The 21,080-nt window shown below is 72.8% G+C and carries 17 protein-coding genes, 1 tRNA gene and 1 riboswitch; of the genes, 14 read left to right on the top strand and 4 right to left on the bottom strand.

Annotated elements, in window-relative coordinates; all coding sequences use genetic code 11:
* Positions 1–71 precede the first annotated feature (71 nt).
* From ACPPVS_RS17235 to ACPPVS_RS17225, 3 genes are all read left to right on the top strand, one after another.
* Positions 72–158 (top strand) — tRNA-Ser (locus ACPPVS_RS17235).
* A 289-nt stretch (positions 159–447) separates the two neighbouring features.
* A complete protein-coding gene (locus ACPPVS_RS17230; RefSeq protein ID WP_426593448.1) occupies positions 448–882 on the top strand; it encodes a hypothetical protein in 435 nt (144 codons plus the stop codon).
* A 92-nt stretch (positions 883–974) separates the two neighbouring features.
* Complete coding sequence (locus ACPPVS_RS17225) at positions 975–1,538, top strand: hypothetical protein (RefSeq protein WP_426593447.1); 564 nt, start codon at positions 975–977, stop codon at positions 1,536–1,538.
* Between the two features lie 728 nt (positions 1,539–2,266).
* On the opposite strand, the gene ACPPVS_RS17220 is transcribed toward ACPPVS_RS17225, so the two are convergent.
* The gene (locus ACPPVS_RS17220; RefSeq protein ID WP_426593446.1) at positions 2,267–5,875 is read right to left on the bottom strand and encodes an ATP-binding protein; all 3,609 of its coding nucleotides are present in this window, start codon (positions 5,873–5,875) and stop codon (positions 2,267–2,269) included.
* A 172-nt stretch (positions 5,876–6,047) separates the two neighbouring features.
* On the opposite strand from ACPPVS_RS17220, the gene ACPPVS_RS17215 reads away from it, so the two are divergent.
* Together ACPPVS_RS17215 and ACPPVS_RS17210 are read left to right on the top strand one after the other, a co-directional pair.
* Complete coding sequence (locus tag ACPPVS_RS17215; RefSeq protein ID WP_426593445.1) at positions 6,048–7,073, top strand: cyclic nucleotide-binding domain-containing protein; 1,026 nt, start codon at positions 6,048–6,050, stop codon at positions 7,071–7,073.
* Between the two features lie 193 nt (positions 7,074–7,266).
* Positions 7,267–9,708: a lysylphosphatidylglycerol synthase domain-containing protein gene (locus tag ACPPVS_RS17210; protein ID WP_426593444.1), complete on the top strand. Its 2,442-nt coding sequence runs from the start codon at positions 7,267–7,269 to the stop codon at positions 9,706–9,708.
* 25 nt (positions 9,709–9,733) lie between these two features.
* Here ACPPVS_RS17210 and ACPPVS_RS17205 read toward each other — a convergent pair whose 3' ends face one another.
* A complete protein-coding gene (locus ACPPVS_RS17205) occupies positions 9,734–10,429 on the bottom strand; it encodes a VIT1/CCC1 transporter family protein (protein WP_426596018.1) in 696 nt (231 codons plus the stop codon).
* A 152-nt stretch (positions 10,430–10,581) separates the two neighbouring features.
* A riboswitch (SAM riboswitch) is annotated at positions 10,582–10,701 on the top strand.
* Positions 10,702–10,913: 212 nt separating this feature from the next.
* Between ACPPVS_RS17205 and ACPPVS_RS17200 the strand changes: the two genes are divergently transcribed.
* From ACPPVS_RS17200 to ACPPVS_RS17170, 7 genes are all read left to right on the top strand, one after another.
* The gene (locus tag ACPPVS_RS17200; RefSeq protein ID WP_426593443.1) at positions 10,914–12,008 is read left to right on the top strand and encodes an LLM class flavin-dependent oxidoreductase; all 1,095 of its coding nucleotides are present in this window, start codon (positions 10,914–10,916) and stop codon (positions 12,006–12,008) included.
* Positions 12,005–12,589 carry a GNAT family N-acetyltransferase gene (locus tag ACPPVS_RS17195; RefSeq protein ID WP_426593442.1) on the top strand — a complete coding sequence of 195 codons (585 nt, stop codon included), beginning with the start codon at positions 12,005–12,007 and terminating at the stop codon, positions 12,587–12,589. Before ACPPVS_RS17200 ends, ACPPVS_RS17195 begins: the two co-directional genes overlap by 4 nt.
* A 46-nt stretch (positions 12,590–12,635) precedes the next feature.
* Positions 12,636–13,670 carry an amino acid ABC transporter permease gene (locus ACPPVS_RS17190; RefSeq protein ID WP_426596016.1) on the top strand — a complete coding sequence of 345 codons (1,035 nt, stop codon included), beginning with the start codon at positions 12,636–12,638 and terminating at the stop codon, positions 13,668–13,670.
* Entirely contained in the window at positions 13,670–14,437 is a 768-nt protein-coding gene (locus ACPPVS_RS17185; RefSeq protein ID WP_426593441.1) for an amino acid ABC transporter ATP-binding protein, read from the top strand. Before ACPPVS_RS17190 ends, ACPPVS_RS17185 begins: the two co-directional genes overlap by 1 nt.
* 75 nt (positions 14,438–14,512) lie before the next feature.
* Positions 14,513–15,517 carry an ABC transporter substrate-binding protein gene (locus ACPPVS_RS17180; protein ID WP_426593440.1) on the top strand — a complete coding sequence of 335 codons (1,005 nt, stop codon included), beginning with the start codon at positions 14,513–14,515 and terminating at the stop codon, positions 15,515–15,517.
* Positions 15,518–15,633: 116 nt separating this feature from the next.
* Positions 15,634–16,749: an FAD-dependent oxidoreductase gene (locus tag ACPPVS_RS17175; RefSeq protein ID WP_426593439.1), complete on the top strand. Its 1,116-nt coding sequence runs from the start codon at positions 15,634–15,636 to the stop codon at positions 16,747–16,749.
* A complete protein-coding gene (locus ACPPVS_RS17170) occupies positions 16,746–17,936 on the top strand; it encodes an LLM class flavin-dependent oxidoreductase (protein WP_426593438.1) in 1,191 nt (396 codons plus the stop codon). Before ACPPVS_RS17175 ends, ACPPVS_RS17170 begins: the two co-directional genes overlap by 4 nt.
* A gap of 107 nt (positions 17,937–18,043) precedes the next feature.
* On the opposite strand, the gene ACPPVS_RS17165 is transcribed toward ACPPVS_RS17170, so the two are convergent.
* The gene (locus ACPPVS_RS17165) at positions 18,044–18,586 is read right to left on the bottom strand and encodes a flavin reductase family protein (RefSeq protein ID WP_426593437.1); all 543 of its coding nucleotides are present in this window, start codon (positions 18,584–18,586) and stop codon (positions 18,044–18,046) included.
* On the bottom strand, positions 18,583–19,110 hold the full coding sequence (locus ACPPVS_RS17160; protein ID WP_426593436.1) for an NADPH-dependent FMN reductase: 528 nt from the start codon (positions 19,108–19,110) through the stop codon (positions 18,583–18,585). Before ACPPVS_RS17160 ends, ACPPVS_RS17165 begins: the two co-directional genes overlap by 4 nt.
* A 243-nt stretch (positions 19,111–19,353) precedes the next feature.
* Between ACPPVS_RS17160 and ACPPVS_RS17155 the strand changes: the two genes are divergently transcribed.
* Positions 19,354–19,740: a YciI family protein gene (locus ACPPVS_RS17155; RefSeq protein ID WP_426596015.1), complete on the top strand. Its 387-nt coding sequence runs from the start codon at positions 19,354–19,356 to the stop codon at positions 19,738–19,740.
* A gap of 4 nt (positions 19,741–19,744) precedes the next feature.
* On the top strand, positions 19,745–20,953 hold the full coding sequence (locus ACPPVS_RS17150) for an RNA polymerase sigma factor (RefSeq protein ID WP_426593435.1): 1,209 nt from the start codon (positions 19,745–19,747) through the stop codon (positions 20,951–20,953).
* Positions 20,954–21,080: the final 127 nt, after the last annotated feature.

Here is a 21,080-nt window from a genome sequence, read left to right as displayed (position 1 = left end):
CTCGTGCGTCGTCGTCGGCCGATGGGCCCGATTCGGAGGCACGGCCCAACACCAGGTACCGTTCTCCCCGAGGTAGCGTGTCCGAGCGGCCTAAGGAGCACGCCTCGAAAGCGTGTGTGGGTGAAAGTCCACCGTGGGTTCAAATCCCACCGCTACCGCACCGGCAGCGAACGAGGGCTCTGACCAGCAGCAATGTCGGTCAGGGCCCTCGTTTTGCCCTCGAACTCACCGAATTCGACTCCACTTTGCGGACCGAAGGGGCGCGTCAACCCGCAACCCGGTGCACAACCGCACAAGATTCCGACCAGGTCACGCACCAGATCGTCCGACCGGACCAACCTTCTCGCCACCCTCCGACGGAAGTCGTGCGCTACCGCACCGCCAGTGAACGCAGTGCCCTGACCAGCAGCAACTCCGGTCTGTGGCCTCCGTTTTGCCCTCGGTTGGTTGATCATGCCCGGCGCCGCAGCCTTGGGCGTCAAGCGCGAACGGCGCAGACGTCACCATCGCCTCGCCGACTGTCTTGACGCGCGCCGGGTCACGTCGAACTGCGCGTCGGTCGCCCTGCAGCAAGTGACGCTGCGGGTCTCAGCTGACGTGGTGATCTACGCCGACCAGTTCAGCTCGGTCAACGGGTTGACCGTGCTGACGGCGGACGGTGCACCGCACTCGGTCCAGCTGCTCGTGCCCGGCGAACACTCCGCGTGCTCGTCGAGCACAGGCATCAACCTGTCTGCGCACACGACGTTCGATCCGCTGCTCGATGTGCGCCTCTCGGCACCCGGCACAGTCACGACTCAGGACGCGACGACACTCACCGGCTCGGTAAACGCAGGATGCATCTCGTCCAGTGGCAAGGTGACCGCCAGCGGCGACGCCTGACCAACCGAAGGAGCACGATGATTGAGCAAGCAGGGGCATCGCACCCGACAGTGGACTCGCCCAAACGAGCCCGCTGGTGGGTGCGCGTGCCCATGCTTGCCGTCATCAGCGTGCTGTGGGTGCTCGTCGCCGGCGCGGTACTGCTGCTATCAGGCACGGCCGGGCAAACCTGGGGCTGGTTGTGGTGCGTTCTCGCGTTCGCGCCACTGATCGTGCTCGCGTGGGCGATTTTGCGGCCCGCGCGACGCCGGGCTGCGCTCACCGCCGGCTTCGCGGTCGTCATAGTCCTGATCGGGCTCGGTGTGGCGCAGCTGGCCCAGCCGAGCATCGAACGGGTCAATGAGGTCTCGGCGAACTTGCCGGTTCCCTCGGACGCACATCTGATGTCGGTCGATTCCTACCCGAACGACTGGTGCACCCAGGGGTGCTCGTATGTCGAGCGGCTGTACTCGGTTCCGGACGGGGCGGCCTCGGTCGCCACGTTCGAAGCGAGCCTGCAGGAGGACGGCTGGCACCACGTGCAAGCGCGCTGGTGCCGCGGCGACTACGGCGTCGTTGCCACCGCAGTCCCCCGCGACTCGGACCGCTTCGCCTCGCAGGCGCCGCCACCGGACGGCCTCGAAGCGTTGCTGGTGACGACCTCAGCTCAGTGCTGATCTCGTCGCGCGTAGTTGCGCTCCGTCGCGCCGCAGTCGGCGGCGGCACCCGCTCCGAGTGTCGCTTCGTGTGGATATGACGCTCCTGGCGAAGCAAACTCGACCGCCGGACGTCCTCAAGCAAGCAGATGAGACGTGCCGTGGAGCGAAGACGCGCGGGGCGTCTGAGCGGCTGTTGGCGTCGAACTTACGCTGTTCGTAGACCGTGGCGGCGTCGGTGTGGCGACGGTCTGGCATGGAAACTGGGCCGGCGACGTAGCTTCTGCAGTTGCTGCCGTCGCCGCTGTACCGTCCTGCCCGCCGCCTCGCGCCGACCGCCAAGTATGGGCCGTCTCCGCTCCGCGTCAAGGGCGCCTATGGCGTCGATGCGCGAGGCTCGCGCCACCCCTGACTCGGCCGTCCGGCTGCCTCATGTGCTCCGGCATCGTTCGGTCGCGTCGAAGCGGCCCTGCTGCTGAGAGGTCGCCGATTGCTCTCCTCTTTGAAGTCCACCTGCGTCTGAGACCGTGCAACCCGATGCATGCCGAGCACGCGCATCGCACGAGGTCAGAGCCAGGATCGTCCAACCAGTCCAAGTTGGTAGAAGACCAGCGACCCAAGCCCACCGCTACCGCCAGCCAGCCAGGGTGTTTCGCGAACGTGGAACACCGCGGTGGACGAAGCCGGGTCGGTCTCCTGCGGGAGACCGACCCGACTTCGTCGTCCCGCGCACGGGTGCTCAGGCTGCGTCAGGCTCCTCGAGCTCGAGGAAGCCCCAGCTCCGACGCGGCCGCGTGCACGCTCGCGGTGAACTCCTCGCCGAGCCGGGCGACGGCCGGTGCGCGCGGGTCACCCGCGTCGTCGAGCGCCCGCCGGCACGCCGCCAGCACGCCTGCGGGCCGCGCGCACGCGTGCAGCACCGTCACCCCGAGCGACTCGACGAGCGCCTCCGCCCCGCGCGCGGCCTCCTCGACCTGCCCCCGTTCCGACGCGACCCGGACCAGGGCAGCCGCGTGCTCGAGCACCAGGGCGTGGTGGTCGGCGGCGCCCTCGACGGCCGGACGGGCGCGCTCGAGCACGTCTGCCGCGCGGTCGACGTCCCCGAGGTCCATCAGCACCCAGGCGCACTGGATCAGCGCCTCGGAGGTCTCCTTCGGGCTCGTCGCCTCGGCGGCCAGCGCCAGGGTCTGCTCGACCCGCGCCAGCGCCTCGTCGGGCCGGCCGTCGTCGAGCTCGACCATCGCGAGGACGCCGGACACGGCCATCGCGTAGTCGACGCGTCCCAGCGACTCCGCGTTGGCGGCAACGCCGAGCAGCTCCGTCCGCGCGGTCGTGAGATCGCCGAGCCGGTACGCGACCGTGCCCAGGTTGTACCGCGCGACGGCCTGGGCGTCCTCGTCGTTGAGGGTGAGCGCGAGCGTCAGGGACTCGCGCGCCCACCGGTACGAGTCCGCGATGCGCCCGGTGACGAACGCGAACGATGCGAGGTTGCCGAGCGCGACCGTGACCGCGTATCGGTAGCCCGACGCCCGGACTCGCGGCAGGGCCCGTTCGGACGTCGCCAGAGCCTCCTCGTACCGGCCCAGGTAGAAGGACAGCTGCGACGTCTGGAGCAGGGTGCGGGTCTGCTGGTCGACGTCCCCGTGACGGACGGCGACCTGGTGCGACTGGTCGAGCAGCTCGAGGGCGCGTGCGTAGTCGCCGCGGTTCATCGTGACCATCGACAGGTACCGCAACGCCTCCGCCTCGACGCGGGCGTTCCCGACGGCGCGCGCGGTGGCCAGTGCTTCGGTCAGGGCGGGCTGGGCGGCGTCGAGGTCGTTGCCCCAGACCAGCGCCATGCCGGCCGCGAGCAGCGCGTCAGGGAGCAGGTCGTCGGCATCGAGGCCGCGCGCGAGCTCCACGGCGTCGAGCGCCCGCTCGGCCGCCGGACCGTAGTCGCTGATCTCGAACGCCCGCCGGGACCGGGACAGCGCGAGGTGGACGTGCCGCCGGTCGTCGCCCGGGAGCGCGGTCGCGAGCTCGTCGAGCACGGCCTGGTCCTCGGCCTGGCCGGCGCGGTCACCGCTGCGGTCGCGCGAGCTCCAGCGCTCGAGGGTCGCGTCGAACCGCAGCGCCGTGCCGTCCGGCGGTGCCACGGCGAGCGCGCGCCCGAGGAGTCGCTCGGCCTCCTCCGCAGCGTGCACCGCGGCGGCACGGCGGCCGGCCCGCAGGTACCAGTCGGCGGCCCGTGCGTCGCCGGCCAGCTCGAGGTGCTCCGCGATGACGCCGGCGTACTCGTCGGTGCGCCCGCTCCGCTCCGTCACGCGCGTCAGCCAGCCTGCTGCCAGGCGGTGGAAGTCCCGGCGGTGCGCGCGCAGGACCCCCTCGTAGGCGACGTCGCGGAGCAGCGCGTGCGCAAACATGTACTCGGCCGTCGCGTCGAACGTCGACGTCGCGCGGCGCCGCACCAGCTCGTGCCGGCGCAGGTCGGCCAGCACGGGGTCGAGCGCTTCGACGGGCTCGGGCACCAGCGTCGCCACCGCGTCGTCCCAGAACACCCGACCCACCACCGCCGCCCGCTCCAGCGCGCCGCGCGCGTCGTGGCCGAGCGTGTCCAGCCGCGCCTGCAGGACGCCCCGGAGCGTCGTCGGCACCTCGACGTGCGACGCGCCGTCCTCATCGACCGTGAATGCGCCGCCCGTGCCGCGCGTCAGGCCCCCGGACTCCAGCAGCCACGACACGAGCTCCTCGACGTAGAAGGGGTTGCCCTCCGACGCGTCCACCACGAGCGCGTCCAGCGCCTCCGGCGGCTCGTCGACGCCGAGGATGCGCGCGAGAAGCTCGCGTGTGCGTCGTCGGCTCAGTGGCTCGAGCGACAGGCGGCTGTGGTGCGCGAGGCCCTCACCCCAGTGCGGGCGGCGGTCCAGCAGGGACGGTCGCGCGGTCGCGACGACGAGCACGGGGCGGTCGCCCAACGCCTCGTCGGCGGCCTCGAGCCAGTGCAGCGACGCGTCGTCGGCCCAGTGCAGGTCCTCGAGCAACGCCACGACCGGTGCGACCTTGCTGAGCCGCACGAGGAACCGCCCGAGCGCGACCGTGGCCTCGGTGCGCAGCGACTGCGGGTCACGTGAGAGGTTTCCGACTCCGTCGGGCATCGCGAACCCGAGCCACGCACCGACGACGTCGGCCTCGCGCACGTGCGGTGAGCTGGTGTCGAGGGTGCCGTCGTCGTATCCCGCGAGGTCCTCGTCGGTGAGCGTGTCCGGCGGTCGGCTGGGCACGTGGAAGCCGGCGCGCAGCTTGCGGCGCACGGCCGCCGGCGGGTCCGAGTCCGTGATCGCGAAGCGCCCCGCGATGACGTCGCGCAGAAGCGCGAGAGGTCTGTCGACGTCGGAGGGCGCCGCCCTCCCGCGCAGCCACCAGGTGTTCTCGGGGCGCTCGGACAGCCAGCGGTCGAGCTCGAACAGCACCCGCGACTTGCCGACCCCCGCGTCGCCGAGCACCGTGACGATCCGCCAGCGGCTCTCGGCCGTGACGTCCTCGAGCGCCTCCCGGAGGCCGGCCAGCTCACGCTCACGCCCGACGGTCGGCACGGCGACGCCCGCGACGGTGCCGTCGTGCTCGACGCGGAACGCGCGGGGCCGCTCTGCCAGCACCCGCCACGCGTCGACGGGTTCGCTGATGCCCTTGAGCACCAGGCCGGGTGCCGCGTCGAACGAGAAGAGGCCGCGGACCAGCCGGTGCGTCGGTGCCGAGATGAGGACCGCGTCGACGGGCGCCGCCGACTGCAGCCGGCTCGCCCGGTTCACCGTCTGACCGACCGCCACGAACTCGTGCCCGGCCCGCTCACCGAGCGTGCTCACCACGACCTCGCCGGTGTCGATCCCGACGCGCATCTGCAGCTCCGGCGCCACCGCCAGGGAGCCGCCGAGTGCCCCGCCGAACGACGCCGCGAGCCCCGGCAGCAGGTCGCGCATCTCAAGTGCCGCCCGCACCGCACGCTGAGCGTCATCCTCGTGCGAGCGGTACAGCCCGAACACCGCCATCACCGCATCGCCGATGAACTTCTCGACGACCCCGCCGTGGCGCTCGATGACCGCCTGCCACTGCCGGAAGTAGCCGTCCATCACGGCGCGCGTGTCCTCGGCGTCGAGCGTCCGCGACAGCACGGTGAAGTCGACGAGGTCGGCGAACACGACCGTCACCAGGCGGCGCTGCTCGCCGGGCTGGGCGAGCAGCGCGTCACGGCGCGCCAGGAGCGGCGCGAGAGCGGTCTCGACGACGGCGTCGCCCAGCACCGCTCGCTGCTGCTCCAGCGCTCGCACGGCGGTCTCGACCGCCGCGAGGTCGTCCGTCGTCGTCGGCCGGTCGGGCATGTGCCTAACGGTAGGCGCGGCCGCCGCCGGGCCGCGATGGCACGCGGACCACCCGTTCGGGTGACACGGACGCGTGTCCGAATCTGATGACGCGGACCACGTTCCTGGTCGATGCTGGGAAGCGGCGCCAGGCCCGGTCCGGACGTGCGACGCCGCCATGACGGAGGGTTCGATGCGCATCGAAGCGGTCGGGGTGACCATCTCGTGGATCCCGTCGGAGTCGGTCAGCGGGCCGTTGCGCGCCGGCTTCGGGCTGGGGTTGTCGCACTACGACGCGCCGCCGCCCGAGCAGCTCGCGGGTACGGCCCAGGTGGTCGCGCTGCGCGACGGCGACGCATTCCGGTTCGCCAACGTGCTCGGCGTCTGGGCTGACGTCGCCGACGGCCGGGTGCGGGACTCCGGCCTGCTCCCCGCCTCGGGCCTCGAGATGGGGTCGACGACGGTCCGGGTCGCGGCGGTGGGCGCCACGTTCCGCGCGGCGTCGATGCCGGTCCTGCGACCCGAGCCGGAGCAGACGCCCGACGGTGGGGTCCGTTACGTCCAGACGGTCGGGGGCCGTACCGGTGTCCCGCTGCCGCGGCCGGTCCCGCACGCGCCGTTCGTCCGCTGGCAGGCGCCGACCGTGTGGTCCACCCTCGCGGTGACCGTGCACCCCGACGGTGCCGCCGCCGTCGAGCTCGTGGGTGCCAGCCCGTTCCCACGCCACTGGGTCTACGGCGCCGACGGCGCGCTCGCGGCCAAGAGCGGGGTCACCGATCAGGACACGTGGATGAAGCACGTCTTCGGGCCACGGACTCCGTGGCACTCCGTGGACGGCCCCGCGCTCGTCTCGCCGGCGGAGACCGCGCTCGAGCGCGAGCTCTCCGCGACGATCATGCGCGGCGGCGCGCGTCCCCGGGTCCGCCGGCTCGGCGAGGGCGACGTTCTCACCCGGCAGGGCGAGCCGGGCGACGCCCTCTACCTGCTGCTCGACGGCGTGCTCCGCGTGGAGGTCGACGGCGCGTCGGTGGGGGAGGTCGGCCCGGGTGCGGTCCTCGGCGAGCGGGCGCTGCTCGAGGGTGGCCTGCGGACCGCGACGCTCGTGGCGACGACGCCCGTCCGGGTCGCCGAGGCGGACAAGGACGCGATCGACCTCGAGCACCTGCGCGTGCTGGCCGGGGGCCATCGCCGTGAGGATGAGCGGGACCCCGCAGGCTGAGAGGCCGCGCCCCGGGTCAGGCGTCGGCGTCCGGCGTGAACCACGGCGGGCGCGCCACTCGGGCGTCGCCGGGGTTCGGTCGTCTGCGGCGCTCCCCAGAGTTGCCTCGCGCACGACTTCTGCGCCAGTAGCCTCTCGGGCAGGAGGTGCGCGGGTGGCCGGCACATGTCCGCGGCGGCGCCCAGGAGGCTCGATGACCGACAGATCGGATGGCGCCCGCGCAGGCGCGGGTGGCCTCGTCCGCGTCTGGTCGTCCGCACCTGACGCACCGCGCCTGCGGCGCCCGACGGACATCCTCCTGCTCGGCGTCTCGGTCGTCGCGCTCGTGCTGCTTCTCCTGGCCGCACCGGGGCCGTCGGGCGCCGACGACGCGCTGCACACCTGGTTCATGCGGATCGAGCCCGTGCTCGGATGGTTCTGGAGCGTCGCCTACGCCCTCCTGGCGGTGTGGGCGCTCGCCCTCGTCGTGCTCCCTGCCACGAGCCGGGGACGGCGACGGCTCCTCGTCGACCAGGCGATCGCCGGTGCCGTGGCCTTCGGTGCAGCGATGGGCGTCGGTGCCCTGGCCGGGACGGACCCGTCGGACAGCCTGGGTGCTTTCGTCGCGTCGGGGCCCCCGGCCGTCTACGTCGCGACCCGCGTGGCGGTCCTCACCGCGATCCTCGTCGTGGTCTCGCCGCACCTGGCGCGACCGTGGAGGTATGCGAGCCGGGTGGTGCTCGGCGTCGGCGCCTTCGCCGCGGTCGGCCTGGACGCGACGAACCTGCTCGGGGCGGCCGCCGCCATCGCGATCGGCATCGCGGCGGCCGCGATCGCGCACCTGCTGCTCGGGTCTCCCCAGGGGCGGCTGACGGATGGCGAGGTGCAGGTCGCGCTCGCGGACCTCGGTGTCCCCGTGACCGGGGTGACGCCGGCCCCGGCGCGGGCCCCCGCGGGCACCATGCTCGAGGCGCGCACGCAGGACGGTCGGACGCTGCTGGTCCGGGTCTACGGGCGGGACGCGTGGGACAGCCAGGTCGTCGGATCGCTGTGGACCGCTCTGACCCGGCGCGGCGAGCGGGCGCACGTGGGCGGCCGTCGCAGGTCGCGGGTCGAGCACGAGGCGCTCATGACCCTGCTGGCCGCGCAGGCGCACGTCGCGACGCTCGGCGTCGTGGCCGTGGGGATGGCCGTCCAGGGCGATGCCCTCCTGGTCACCGACAGCCCCGCCGCGACGCTCGGCGAGCTCGAGCGCGACCTGGTCACCGACACGCTGCTCGCGGAGGCGTGGCGTGCGCTGGTCACCCTGAACGACGCCGGCATCGCCCACGGGCTCATCGACGGCAGCCGGGTCGTCGTCCGTGCGGACGGAACCGTCGCGCTCGCCGACTTCGACGCGGCGACGTCCGCCGCCGACGAGGGCGACCTGCGCACGGACGCGGCCCGGCTCCTCGTGACGACCGCGCTGGCTGTCGGCCCGCAGCGGGCGGTCGCCGCGGCGCTGGCCGCGTTGCAGGCCGACGGGCTGGCCGACGTCCTGCCGTACCTGCAGCCCGCCGCGCTGGCGCACGGGACGCGCGCGGGCCTCGACGAGCAGGTCTGGTCGCTGGACGAGCTCAGGGCGAGCGCCGTCGCGGCTGCCGGGGTCGAGGACGTCCCGCTGGAACGCCTGCGTCGGGTGACGCCGAGGTCGGTCGGGACGCTGCTGCTCGTCGGGGTCCTGGTCTACTTCCTGATCACGCTGCTCGCGGGCATCGACCTCGCCAGCGTCGTCTCCGCGCTCGCGTCGGCCAGCTGGGCCTGGGTGGTCGCCGCGCTGCTGCTCTCACCCTTCATCCAGACCGGGTCGGCCGCCGCGACGATGGGGGCGTCGCTGGCGCGCCTGCGGTACGTCCCGGTCCTGATGCTGCAGTACGCGATCCAGTTCATCTCGCTCGTGATCCCCGCGACGGCCGCCCGTCTCGCGCTCGAGGTCCGGTTCTTCCAGAAGTTCGGCGTCCCCGCCGCGACCGCCCTGTCGTTCGGCCTCATCGACAGCGTCAGCGGTTTCGTCGTGGAGCTCTCCCTCATCCTCGTCATCCTTCTCAGCGGGCTGCCCGGCTTCACCGAGCGCGTGCTGACCGGCTCGAGCGGCTCGGGCTCCGGCTCGACGAGCCTCTCGCTCGTCGCGGCGCTGGCAGTGGTGCTCGTGCTCACCGTCGTCGTCACCCTGGCCGTCCCCCGGCTGCGCCACCGGCTCACCTCGACGATCCCGCGCCTCCGAGCAGCGCTCGCGGAGCAGGCCACCGCGGCCCGGTCCGCGCTCGGGGTGCTGCGCCGCCCCGGCAAGGTCGCCGCGATGCTCGGGGGGAACCTCGGGGCCCAGCTCCTCCAGGCCGCCGTGCTCGGGCTGTGCCTGCAGGCGTTCGGGGAGAGCGCCCACTTCTCGCAGCTCATCCTCATCAACACCGCCGTTTCCCTGTTCTCCGGCCTCATGCCCGTCCCGGGCGGCGTCGGTGTGGCCGAGGCCGGGCTGACGATCTGCCTGCAGGCGATCGGCGTCCCCAGTGCGATCGCGGTCTCCACGGCCGTCACCTTCCGGCTCGTCACGTTCTACCTGCCCCCGGTCTGGGGTGCGGCGGCCACGCGGTGGCTGCGGCGCGCGGAGTACGTGTAGCGACGTCGGCTGCCCGCGGTGCCGCTCAGATGCCGCTGACCCCCAGCAGCTGCCCGATGGCGTAGGTCACGGCCATCGCCGCGGCGCCACCCACGACGAGACGCAGCACGGCGCGCCGGTGTCCCGCGCCGCCGAGCCGGGCGCTGATCTGGCCGGTGAGCACCAGCGCGACGAGGACGGCGACGAACGTCACCGGGATGCGGATGGGGGCGGGGGCGAGGGCGACGGCCAGGATCGGCAGGGCCGCACCGGCGGTGAAGGAGATGCCCGACGACACGGCGGCGTGCGTCGGGTTGGTGAGCGCCTCCGGGTCGAGGCCGAGCTCGGCGTCCAGATGGGCGGCCACCGGATCGTGCGCGGTCAGCTCGGCGGCGACCAGGCGGGCCGTCGCTGGCGAGATGCCCTTCGACCGGTAGATCGCGGCCAGCTCCGCGAGCTCGCCGTCGGGGTCGTCGAGAAGCTCCTGGCGCTCCTGGGCGATGAGCGCGCGCTCGGCGTCACGCTGGCTGCTCACCGAGACGTACTCGCCCAGCGCCATCGAGACGGCGCCCGCGACGAGCCCGGCGATGCCGGCCGTCAGGATCGGGCCGATGGCCGACGTCGCGCCCGCGACACCGAGGATCAGGCCGGCGGTCGAGATGATCCCGTCGTTGGCGCCGAGGACCCCCGCGCGCAGCCAGTTCAGCCTCGCCGCATTGCGGCCCTGCCCACCGTCGACCATCGGATCGTCCGTCACGGCCCGACCGTAGGCCGCTGCGCGGTGTCCCGCCAGGAAGGATCGGCTCCCCTGGGCTGTCTCGAACGCGTCCGATCTCACGATGTGACCAGCCATTTGACGTGCCGGAAACACGCCGCCTAAATTCCTACCAACAAGGTCAAGATTTCCAGCGCGAAGCTCCGGCTAGCTGGATGGCAACCCTCCGCGTGGCGGGGTGCCCCGGATGAGGACCTGGTCGTGGAGGGCGTCGAGCCCCCGCACGGCAACGACGTGAGCCCCGGCTGTGCCGGGACGAGAGGACGGACCATGAACGCGATCGGAGCCCTCCGCTCCACGAGCTGTGGCGACGCCATGCTCTCGCGTTCGTGTTGTCGCTGACCCTCAGCGCCACCGTCCCACCACCGCTCGCCCCCTGACGGGGCGCGCCCTGCCGCACCCGAGATCGGTGCGCGCACCCCCTTTTCGCACCCCATGAACGGATACCCCTGTGTCCACGCACGCCCATCTCGGTGTCGACCTGTCCGACACCGGCGCCCGCGCAGCCGCCTGGCGCACCCACGGTTCGCAGGGCCAGCGCCTGTTCGACGCCGGCCGCCTCGAGGAGCTCGTCGCCGTCGCCCAGCGCGGCGCTCTCGACTTCGTCGTGTTCGACGACGACTTCGCGCTGCACCCCGGCGGCAGCACGAACCGTCTCGACGCGGCCCTCGTCGCGGCGCGGCTGGCTCCGCGCACGCACGGCATCGGCATCGTCGCGGCCGTCGGCACCACGCACACCGCCCCCGCGCACATCTCGACGGCGATCGCGACGATCGACCAGGCCAGCGGCGGTCGCGCCGGGTGGCAGGTCGCCTGGAGCACGCGTCTCGACGAGGTGCCGACGGCCGGTCCGCGTTCCACCTCGGCCCAGACCGCCGCCGTCCAGGGAGCATCCGCCGCCGCCGCCACGGTCGGTCGGCTCTGGGACCGGCCGGACGAGCTGCCCGTGGCCCGCCCGCGGTTCACCACGCATGACGGCGTGAACTTCGCGGCCGGCAAGACGAAGACCAGCGCGCGCCCGACGACGGGCCGTCCGCCCGTCGTCGTCCGTGCCACCACGCCCGCGGAGATCGAGCTCGCCGGCCGGCACGCGGACGTGATCCGCATCCGGGCGACGAGCCGCGACGAGGCCGCGCAGACCCGGGCCCGCGTCCTGGGCGCCGTCGTCGCGGCCGGCCGCGACCCGCGCGACGTGCGCGTCCTGGTCGACGTCTACCTGATCGTCGGCCCGGACAGCGCCAGCGCGCAGGCTCGCCTGGATATGCTCACCGACCTGGAAGGCGTCAGCTGGGACACCGGCTCGCTCGCGTTCGTCGGCACCTCCACGGGGTTCGCCGAGCTGGTCACCGACTGGCTCGACGCCGAGGCCGCCGACGGGTTCACCATCCGCCCGGCCTCGGTGCAGACCGACCTGGTCGCGCTCGTCGAGGGCGTGCTGCCGGTGCTCCGCGCGTCGGACGCCTTCCGGTCCGAGTACCCCGGCACCACGTTCCGGGACACCCTCGGCCTGCAGGTCCCGGCTCACCGGTTCGCGGCCACGGCATGACGGCCACCGACGTGCGGGTGGTGCGCTCCTACCCGCTGACGCACCCGACCGTGAAGCCCATGCTGGACGAGCTCGCGGTCGAGTACCTCACGCGGTACGCCGAGCACTTCACCGAGGATGACCTGCACGCCGAGCTGGAGCGGTACCCGGCCGACCAGTTCGCTGCGCCGGACGGCGACCTGATCCTGCTCCTGGAGGACGAGGTCCCGGTGGCCGGAGGGGCGTTCCGGCTGCGCGCCGAGCCCGAGCTCGGTGACGCGGACCGGCTGAGCCGGCCCGGCACGCGCGACGACGACGGACTCCCGACCGTCCGGACCGCCGAGTACAAGCGGATCTGGACCAGCTCGGCGCACCGGCGCCGTGGACTGGCCCGCCAGGTGCTCGCCGCGCTCGAGGTCCGGGCGACCGCCCGCGGCTACGAGCGGCTCTACCTGACCACGGGCCCCCGTCAGCCCGAGGCGGCCGCGCTCTACCTGGCGACCGGGTGGCACCCGTTGTTCGACACGACCGTCCCCCCGCAGGACGGTCCGCTGGCCTTCGAGAAGTGGCTCTGTCCGGAGTACACCGCCCCGCAGTCGTAGCGAGTCCCCTACTCGAACCCCGGAGTGCCCCGTGTCCACCGCCTTCCTGCACAAGGACGACGTCCGACCAGCCGTGTCCGACGTCGTCGTCCACGACGAACCCCGTGTCTACGCCGCCCGGCACCCGTGGCGCTGGATCAGCACCGCGGTCGTCGCGGTGCTGCTCGCCATGGCCTTCAGCTCGCTGCTCACCAACGCGAAGTGGGAGTGGGGGACCGTCTGGACGTACCTGACCTGGCCGTCCGTGCTCAGCGGGCTGTGGGGCACCATCCGGCTCACGTTCACCGCCGCACTGATCGGCTTCGGCCTCGGCACCGTCCTGGCGCTCATGCGGCTGTCGAGGTCGCCGCTCCTGCGGTCGGTCGCGTGGTCGTACATCTGGATCTTCCGGTCGGTGCCGCTGATCCTGCAGCTGCTGCTCTGGTACAACCTCGCGTACCTGTACCCGCAGCTGTCGCTGGGCATCCCGTTCGGTCCGTCCTTCGCACACGTCGAGACGCTCTCGATCATCGGGAAGTTCGGTGCGGCGGTTCTCGGCCTCGGGCTCTCGCAGGCCGCCTACGCCTCCGAGATCATCCGCGCGGGCATCATCGGCGTCGACCAGGGCCAGCACGAGGCGGCTGCGGCGCTCGGGCTGCCCAAACACCGTCAGCAGCGCCGGATCATCCTGCCGCAGGCCATGCGCACGATCGTGCCGACGGCCGTGAACGAGATCATCGGTCTGGTCAAGGGCACGTCCGTGGTCTACGTGCTGGCCTACGGCGAGCTGTTCTACATCGTCGGCGTCATCTATGGCCGCAACCTGCGCGTCGTCCCGCTGCTCCTGGTCGCCGGCGTCTGGTACCTCGTCCTGACGACGGTGCTCACGGTCGTCCAGTACTACCTCGAGCGGCACTACGCGAAGGGCGCGCTGCGCCAGCTGCCTCCGACCCCGATCCAGAAGGCGCGCTGGAGCCTCGGCGTGACGTGGTCCCGCGTGACGGGCCGCCCGCTGCCCCGAGACCTCCCACCCGGCTACGCCCGGGGTGCCCGCAACATCCTCGTCCGCACGTCGCGCGCGTCGATCGGCGGTGCCCTCTGATGGCCGCTGGTCTCGTCGAGGTGCGCGGCGTGCACAAGGCCTACGGGACGCTCGAGGTGCTCGACGGCATCGACCTGACGGTCCAGCCCGGCGAGGTCACCGTGATCCTCGGGCCGTCGGGCTCGGGCAAGTCGACGCTGCTGCGGGCGATCAACCACCTGGAGAAGGTCGACCGCGGCCTGATCTCCGTGGACGGTGACCTGATCGGCTACCGGCGTCGGTCCGACGGCGCGCTGCAGGAGCTCAAGGAGAAGGACGTGCTGGCCCAGCGGACCCGGATCGGGTTCGTGTTCCAGAACTTCAACCTCTTCCCGCACCTGACCGCGCTGGAGAACGTCGTCGAGGCACCGATCTCGGCGCAGCACCGACCGCGTGCCGAGGTGCTGGTCGAGGCCCGAGCACTGCTCGAACGGGTCGGGCTGTCGGACAAGGCCGACGCCTACCCGCGGCAGCTCTCCGGCGGCCAGCAGCAGCGCGTGGCGATCGCCCGGGCGCTCGCGGTCAAGCCGGCGGTCGTGCTCTTCGACGAGCCGACGTCCGCGCTCGACCCGGAGCTCGTCGGCGAGGTGCTCGACGTCATCCGCGACTTGGCAGCCACCGGCACGACGCTGGTGGTGGTGACGCACGAGATCGGCTTCGCCCGCGAGGTGGCCACGTCGATCGTCTTCATGGACAGCGGCCGGATCGTCGAGCAGGGCTCACCGGCCCAGGTGCTCGACGCCCCGCAGCACGCCCGCACCAAGGCCTTCCTGGACAAGGTGCTCTGACCTTCGTCGCCCATCCCCGGTCGACGCCTGACCGGTGCGCGCCCGCGCACCGCCCCACCGAGAGAGAGAACTCCCGTGACCTCACCCCTGAACCGCTCCCGGCTCCTGAGCGCGCTGGCCGTCGTGCCCCTGTTGGCGCTCGCCGCGTGCAGCGGATCGGCCGCCGCGGACGATGACGCAGCCGCACCCCCCGCGTCCGCAGCGGCCCCTGCCGCGCTCAAGGTCAACACGACCGTGAACCAGGACCGCGTGACCACCACGAAGGACGACGCGGCCATCGCACTCCTTCCCGACGCCGTCAAGAAGGCCGGCGTGCTCAAGGTCGCGACCACCGCGAGCGGCCTGCCGCCCCTGGGCTTCCTCGCCGACGACGACAAGACGCCGATCGGCAACGAGCCCGACGTCGCCAACCTCGTGGCCGACGCCCTGGGCCTCAAGCTCGACCTGGAGGTCAAGGCCTGGGCGGACTGGCCGCTCGCGGTGCAGTCCGGTGACGTCGACGCCGTGATCTCCAACGTCACGGTCACCGAGGAGCGCAAGGAGCTCTACGACTTCTCCTCGTACCGCAACGACCAGCTCGGCTGGCTGACCGCCGCCAACAGCAAGCTCAAGGAGATCACGAAGCCGGCGGACATCGCGGGCCTCAAGGTCGCGGTCGGGTCCGGCACCAACCAGGAGAAGATCCTGCTGGAGTGGAACAAGGAGAACATCGCCGCCGGCCTGAAGCCGATCGACGGTGGTGAGCCGCAGTACTACGACCAGTACCCCGACGTGCTGCTCGCCCTGCAGTCCGGCCGCGTCGACACGTACATCGGCCCGAACGCGACCGCCGCGTACAGCGCGGGGACCGCACCGGACCAGTACAAGGTCGTCGGCACCCTGAACGGCGGCTGGCCGGCCACCGCGCAGATCGCTGTGGGCACCCTCAAGGGCTCCGGTCTGGCCGCGGCGGTGACCGCGGCGCTCAACCACGCGATCGACGACGGCTCCTACGCCAAGGTGCTCGCGCGCTGGGGTCTGCAGGCCGAGGCGATCGACAAGTCGCAGACGAACCCCCCGGGTCTGCCCAAGACCAGCTGACCACCTTGGACCGAGTGCCCCCAGAGGCGCTCGAGCGGTGGCCGGTCGAGGTCGGGGGACGCTCGACCGGCCACCGTGTTTCTGTCCGTCTGCTTGGTCGCACCGGAGGAGCCCGAATGGAGAACGTCGACCACCTGGTGATCGGCGGCGGCGTGATGGGCTCGGCCGCGGCCTGGCAGCTGGCCCGCCGCGGCCGGTCGGTGGTGCTGCTCGAGCGTTTCTCGACGGGTCACGTGCAGGGCGCCTCGCACGGCGCGTCGCGCATCTACCGGCAGACGTACGACCGCGCCGAGTACCTCGACCTGACCATCGAGGCGCTCGGTCTCTGGCGCCAGCTCGAGGACGCGACCGGCGCGCAGCTGCTGACGATCACCGGCGGCGTCAGCCACGGGTCGCCCGCCCCGTCGCTGCTCGCAGCATTCGCCGCCCGGGGCATCGCCCACGAGCTGCTCTCGCCGGCCCAGGCCGCGGAACGCTGGGGCGGCATGCGGTTCGAGGGTGCCGTGCTGCACGAGACCGTGACCGCGGGCCGTCTGCACGCCGACCGCGCGGTGGCCGCCCTGCAGCAGGCCGCGCGTGCCGAGGGTGCCGACGTCCGCCACGGCGTCCGCGTGCGCGACCTCGTCTCCCGCGCCGACGGTGTGCTGGTCGAGACGTCCGACGGACCGGTCCGCGCGCGCCGCGTCGTGCTGGCCGTCGGGGCGTGGACCAGCGAGCTGCTCGGCCGCCCGGTCCCGCTCGTCGTGACGCAGGAGCAGCCGGCCCACTTCGACCTCGCCTACCCGGCGGACTGGCCCTCCTTCACGCACCAGCCTCTCGGTGTACATCCGTACCCCAGCGGAACGTACGGACTGCTCACGCCGGGCGAGGGCGTCAAGGTCGGGTTCCACGCCGTGGGCCCCGTGACCCACCCGGACCACCGGACGTTCACCCCGGAGCCCGGCCAGCTGGCGCTCCTGCAGCGGTACGCCGAGCAGTGGATGCCGGGTGTCGACCCGGGCACCCCGCACCCGATCTCGTGCACGTACACCACCACCCCCGACCACGACTTCATCCTCGACCGCCGCGGTCCCCTCGTGGTCGCCGCCGGCTTCTCCGGTCACGGCTTCAAGTTCGGTCCCGCGATCGGCCGCGTGCTCGCCGACCTCGCCGACGAACCCGTCGACGAACCCGTCCGCGCCTCCGACGGCGCGTTCCATCTGTCCCGTCTCGTCCTTCAGGAGTCCCGATGAGTCCCACGAACCGCGTCCCGCTGTCGGTCCTCGACCTGGCACCCGTGTGGGAGGGCGGAACCGGTCTCGAGGCCCTCCAGGCGTCGCTCGAGCGTGCGCGCCTGGTCGAGCGGCTCGGCTACCGGCGCATCTGGTTCGCGGAGCACCACCTGGCACCCGGTGTCGCCTCCGCGGCGCCGGGGGTGCTCGCGGCCCTGGCCGCCGGCGTGACCTCGACGCTGCGCGTCGGCTCGGCCGCGGTCCTTCTCGGCTCGACCAGCCCGGTGGTGGCCGCGGAGCAGTTCGGCACGATCGCCGCCGCATACCCCGGCCGCGTCGACCTCGGCCTGGGGCGCGCGGCGTTCCCGCCACCGCCTGCGGACAAGACCGCCCCCGCGGTCATCCCGGAACGGGCCCACGGCGCCACCGAGGACCGGGTGGTCGACGGGCTGCTGGTGCCGGCCGACCCGCCCTTCAGCTTCCGCGACCCCGACCTGCTCACGCGGTTCGTCGCGCAGCAGCGGTACCTGAGCGCGGGCCGCACGCCGGGCACGTTCACCGACGAGCTGCGGACGGTGCTCGACCTGCAGGCCGGCACCGCGTTCGCCGACGACGGCCGCGACGCCCTGAGCCCCGCGGTGCACGGTGCGGACTTCGACCTGTGGGTGCTCGCGTCCAGCGCGGGAGAGAGCGCCCGGGTCGCCGGCGAGCTCGGACTGCCGCTCGCGGCGAACTACCACGTGAGCCCGTCGACGGTTCTGGAGACGGTGGCCGCCTACCGGGAGGCGTTCCGGCCCGGCGTGCTCGACGAACCGTACGTCGTCGTGTCCGCGGACGTGCTCGTCGCCGGCACCGTCGAGCGCGCCGAGGCGCTGGCGGACCCGTTCGCCGCGTGGGTCCTGTCGATCCGTTCCGGGGCGCGTGCGATCCCGTACCCGCGGCCCGGCACGACGACGCCGTGGGACGAGCGGTCGGACGACGAGCGGGCGCTCCTGCGCGACCGCATCGTGTCGCGCCTCGTCGGGGATGCTTCCTCCGTCGTGGCGGGGCTCGACGCGCTCGTCCGGGCCACCGGCGCCGACGAGCTGGTGCTCACCACGATCACCCACGACCCGGCCGACACCGCCCGCTCCTACGAGCTGCTGGCGCGTGCGTGGTCCTCGTCCGCCGCGAACGAGCTCGTGGGCGCCGCAGCCGCAGCCTCGTAGCGGAGGAACGGAGGAACGGAGGAACGGAGGAACGGAGGAACGGAGCTGGACGCGACACGACCCGCCGGGTGCGAACCCCGGCGGGTCGTGTCTGTCGTGCTGGCGACTCAGACGGCGGTGCTGTCGCCGATCCGGTGGTACGTGCGGTCGTGATAGACCAGCGGCAGGGCGTCCTGGCGGATCCCGTGCTCGAGGGCGCGGACGGACACCAGGTAGGACTCGCCGACGGGTGCGCGCTGCACGATGCGGCCGCGGACCCACGAGACGGCGCCGTCGACCACGGCCTCCCCCGACTCCAGCGCGGTCCAGCCGCCCTCCGCGAACCGGTCGATGCCGCTGGTCGCGAAGCGCGCGGACACGTCGTCCTGGCCGGAGGCGAGGAAGCTGATCGTCAGCGTGCGGGCGCGGGACAGCGGCGCCCACGACGAGGACGTCGACGCGAGCGAGAACGCGAGCAGGGGCGGCTCGGCGGACACGGAGATCACGGAGGTGGCCGTGAACCCGACGTGCCGTCCGTCGTCGACGAACGCCACGACCGCGACACCGGCGGGGTGCCGGCGGAAGACGTCCTTGTACGCGGCGGGGGACAGCTGCGGTTCGTCCTGCTGCACGAGGTCGTCCTGGAGGTGTCGAAGGATCTCGGCGGTCATCGGTCTGCTCCCACGAGCGTGTCGGACAGGGCGTGTCGCAGCGGGGTGGAGGCCCGTTCGAGCCAGCGGTCGATGGTCGGGTCGACGTCGGTGAGGTCCGCCTCGGTCAGGGTGAGCGACCGGGTGGGCACCGTGGCGCCGAGCTCGACCAGCAGGGGGCGCAGGTGCACCTCGCCGACGAGGGCGTGCGCCGGGTTGCCGGAGATGACCAGCGGCACCGCGACGACGCCCGCCAGGCCGTCCGGGCCGTACAGGTCCAGGAAGGACTTGAGCAGCCCCGTGTACGAGGCTTTGTAGACGGGTGTCGCCACGACGAGCAGCCGGGCCTGCGCCACGGTCGCCACGGCGGGGTTCAGGAGCGTGCGGTCCGCGGTGAACAGCTGGTGCCCGATCGTCGCGAGGTCGATGGACGTCACCTCGACGCCGAGCCTCCCGGCCACGCGCTGCGCGGCGGTGAGGGTCCGCGACCCGGGGCGGGGATTGCCGACGAGGGCGACGACGGAGGGTTCTGGCTGGTGGACCACGGTGGATCTCCTACTCTGCACGCGTGCCGTGCTCCTGACCTGGCACGCGTTTTGTAGCAACGTCGGCACTCCCGGCAAGGGCTTGCGTGGGGAATCCCGAATGACGGACACGTCGTGCGAGCTCCCGTCGGCAGACGAACGACGGCAGGATGCATGTCGAGATCGCGGGCGTGGCTCCGACCCGTGGGTGAGGGCCGGGCCGAGGCGGTCCGACGACGAGCCAAGGAGCGCACCGTGAAGTACATGCTGCTGATGAGGTACCACGTCGAGGGCGTCCCGCCGATCGACACCTGGGCGCCCGAGGACCTCGTGCGTCACATCCAGTTCCAGCGGGACCTCGACGCGTCCCTCGTGGCCAGCGGCGAGCTCGTCGGTGCCGAGGGGCTCGCGTGGCCCGACGACGCCAAGCTCGTCCGCAGCGACGGCGCGCAGCCGCCGGTCGTCACAGACGGGCCGTTCGCGGAGTCGAAGGAGTTCCTGGCGGGGTTCTGGACCGTCGACGTCGAGAGCGAGGCCCGCGCGATCGAGATCGCGGCCCTCGCCTCGGCGGCGCCCGGACCCGCGGGCGTGCCGATCCAGCAGGTCATCGAGGTCCGCGCCGTGATGGAGGCTCCCGACGTCGCCGAGTGAGGACGTGCTCGACGAGGACCTGCTGCGCGCGCTCGCGCCGCAGGTCCTCGCCGTGCTGGTCCGCCGCTCGGGCGATCTCGCCGACGCGCAGGACGCCCTCCAGGAGGCGCTGCTGGCGGCCGCGACGCAGTGGCCCGTCGACGGAGTGCCCGACAACCCGCACGGCTGGCTGGTGGTCGTCGGCCAGCGCCGGCTCGTGGACGGCTGGCGTGCGCAGGAGTCGCGACGACGCCGCGAGGAGCTCGTCGCGCCGTCCGAGGTCGTGCCGGATCCGCCCTCCGCGCACGACGACTCGTTGCTGCTCCTGTTCGGCTGCTGCCATCCCGCGCTGTCGCCCGCGTCGGCGATCGCGCTCACCCTTCGCTCGGTCGGCGGCCTGACCACGGCCGAGATCGCGCGGGCGTTCCTGGTCCCCGAGGCCACGATGGCGCAGCGCCTGAGCCGGTCCCGGCGGACGCTGCGCGAGCTCGACGAACCGTTCCGGATGCCGTCGGCGGACGAGTACGCCGGGCGGCTGCGGGCCGTCCTGCGGGTGCTCTACCTCATGTTCAACGAGGGCTACGCGAGCACGTCGGGCCTGCTGGTGGCCCGGACCGACCTGGCCGTCGAGGCCCTGCGGCTCACGCGCGCGCTGCAGGTCAGCCTTCCCGACGACCCGGAGGTCGCCGGGCTGCTGGCGTTGGTCCTGCTCACCGACGCCCGCCGCGCCGCCCGGACAGGCCCGCACGGTGAGCTCGTCCCGCTCGACTCCCAGGACCGGTCCCGGTGGGACGCGGCGATGATCGCCGAGGGTGTCGCCCTGGTCGAAGCGGCCCTGCCGCGCGGGGCGGTGGGCGAGTACCAGCTGCAGGCGGCGATCGCGGCGGTGCACGACGAGGCGTCCTCGACAGACGAGACGGACTGGCCGCAGCTGCTCGCGCTCTACGGCCTGCTCGAGGGCATGACCGGCAACCCGATGGTGACCCTGAACCGGGCGGTGGCCGTCGCGATGGTGCACGGTCCTGCGGCCGGTCTCGCGATCCTGGACACGCTCGACGGGTCGCTCGGGGGGCAGCACCGCCTGCTGGCGGTCCGCGGCCACCTGCTCGAACGTCTGGGCGACCCGGTCGGCGCCGCGGACCTCCTGCTCGCGGCGTCGCGTCGGACGACGAGCGCCGCCGAGCGCGACTACCTGCTGCTCCAGGTGAGCCGGCTGCGTCACCCGTCGTGGTGACAAGGTGGCCGCCGTTGGACCGTTCGGGTGGCCCGATATGTCCGATCTTGCGGGTTTGTCCGATCCGCCCGACGATGAGCTGATCGCACGTCCCGCGACGCAGCGTCGTCTGATCCCAGGCGCCGAG

This window comes from Cellulomonas sp. McL0617, from assembly GCF_049994875.1.
GTDB lineage: Bacteria > Actinomycetota > Actinomycetes > Actinomycetales > Cellulomonadaceae > Cellulomonas.
The sequence above is the reverse complement of the archived record's forward strand: the minus strand, read 5'-3'. Positions and strand labels throughout refer to the sequence as shown.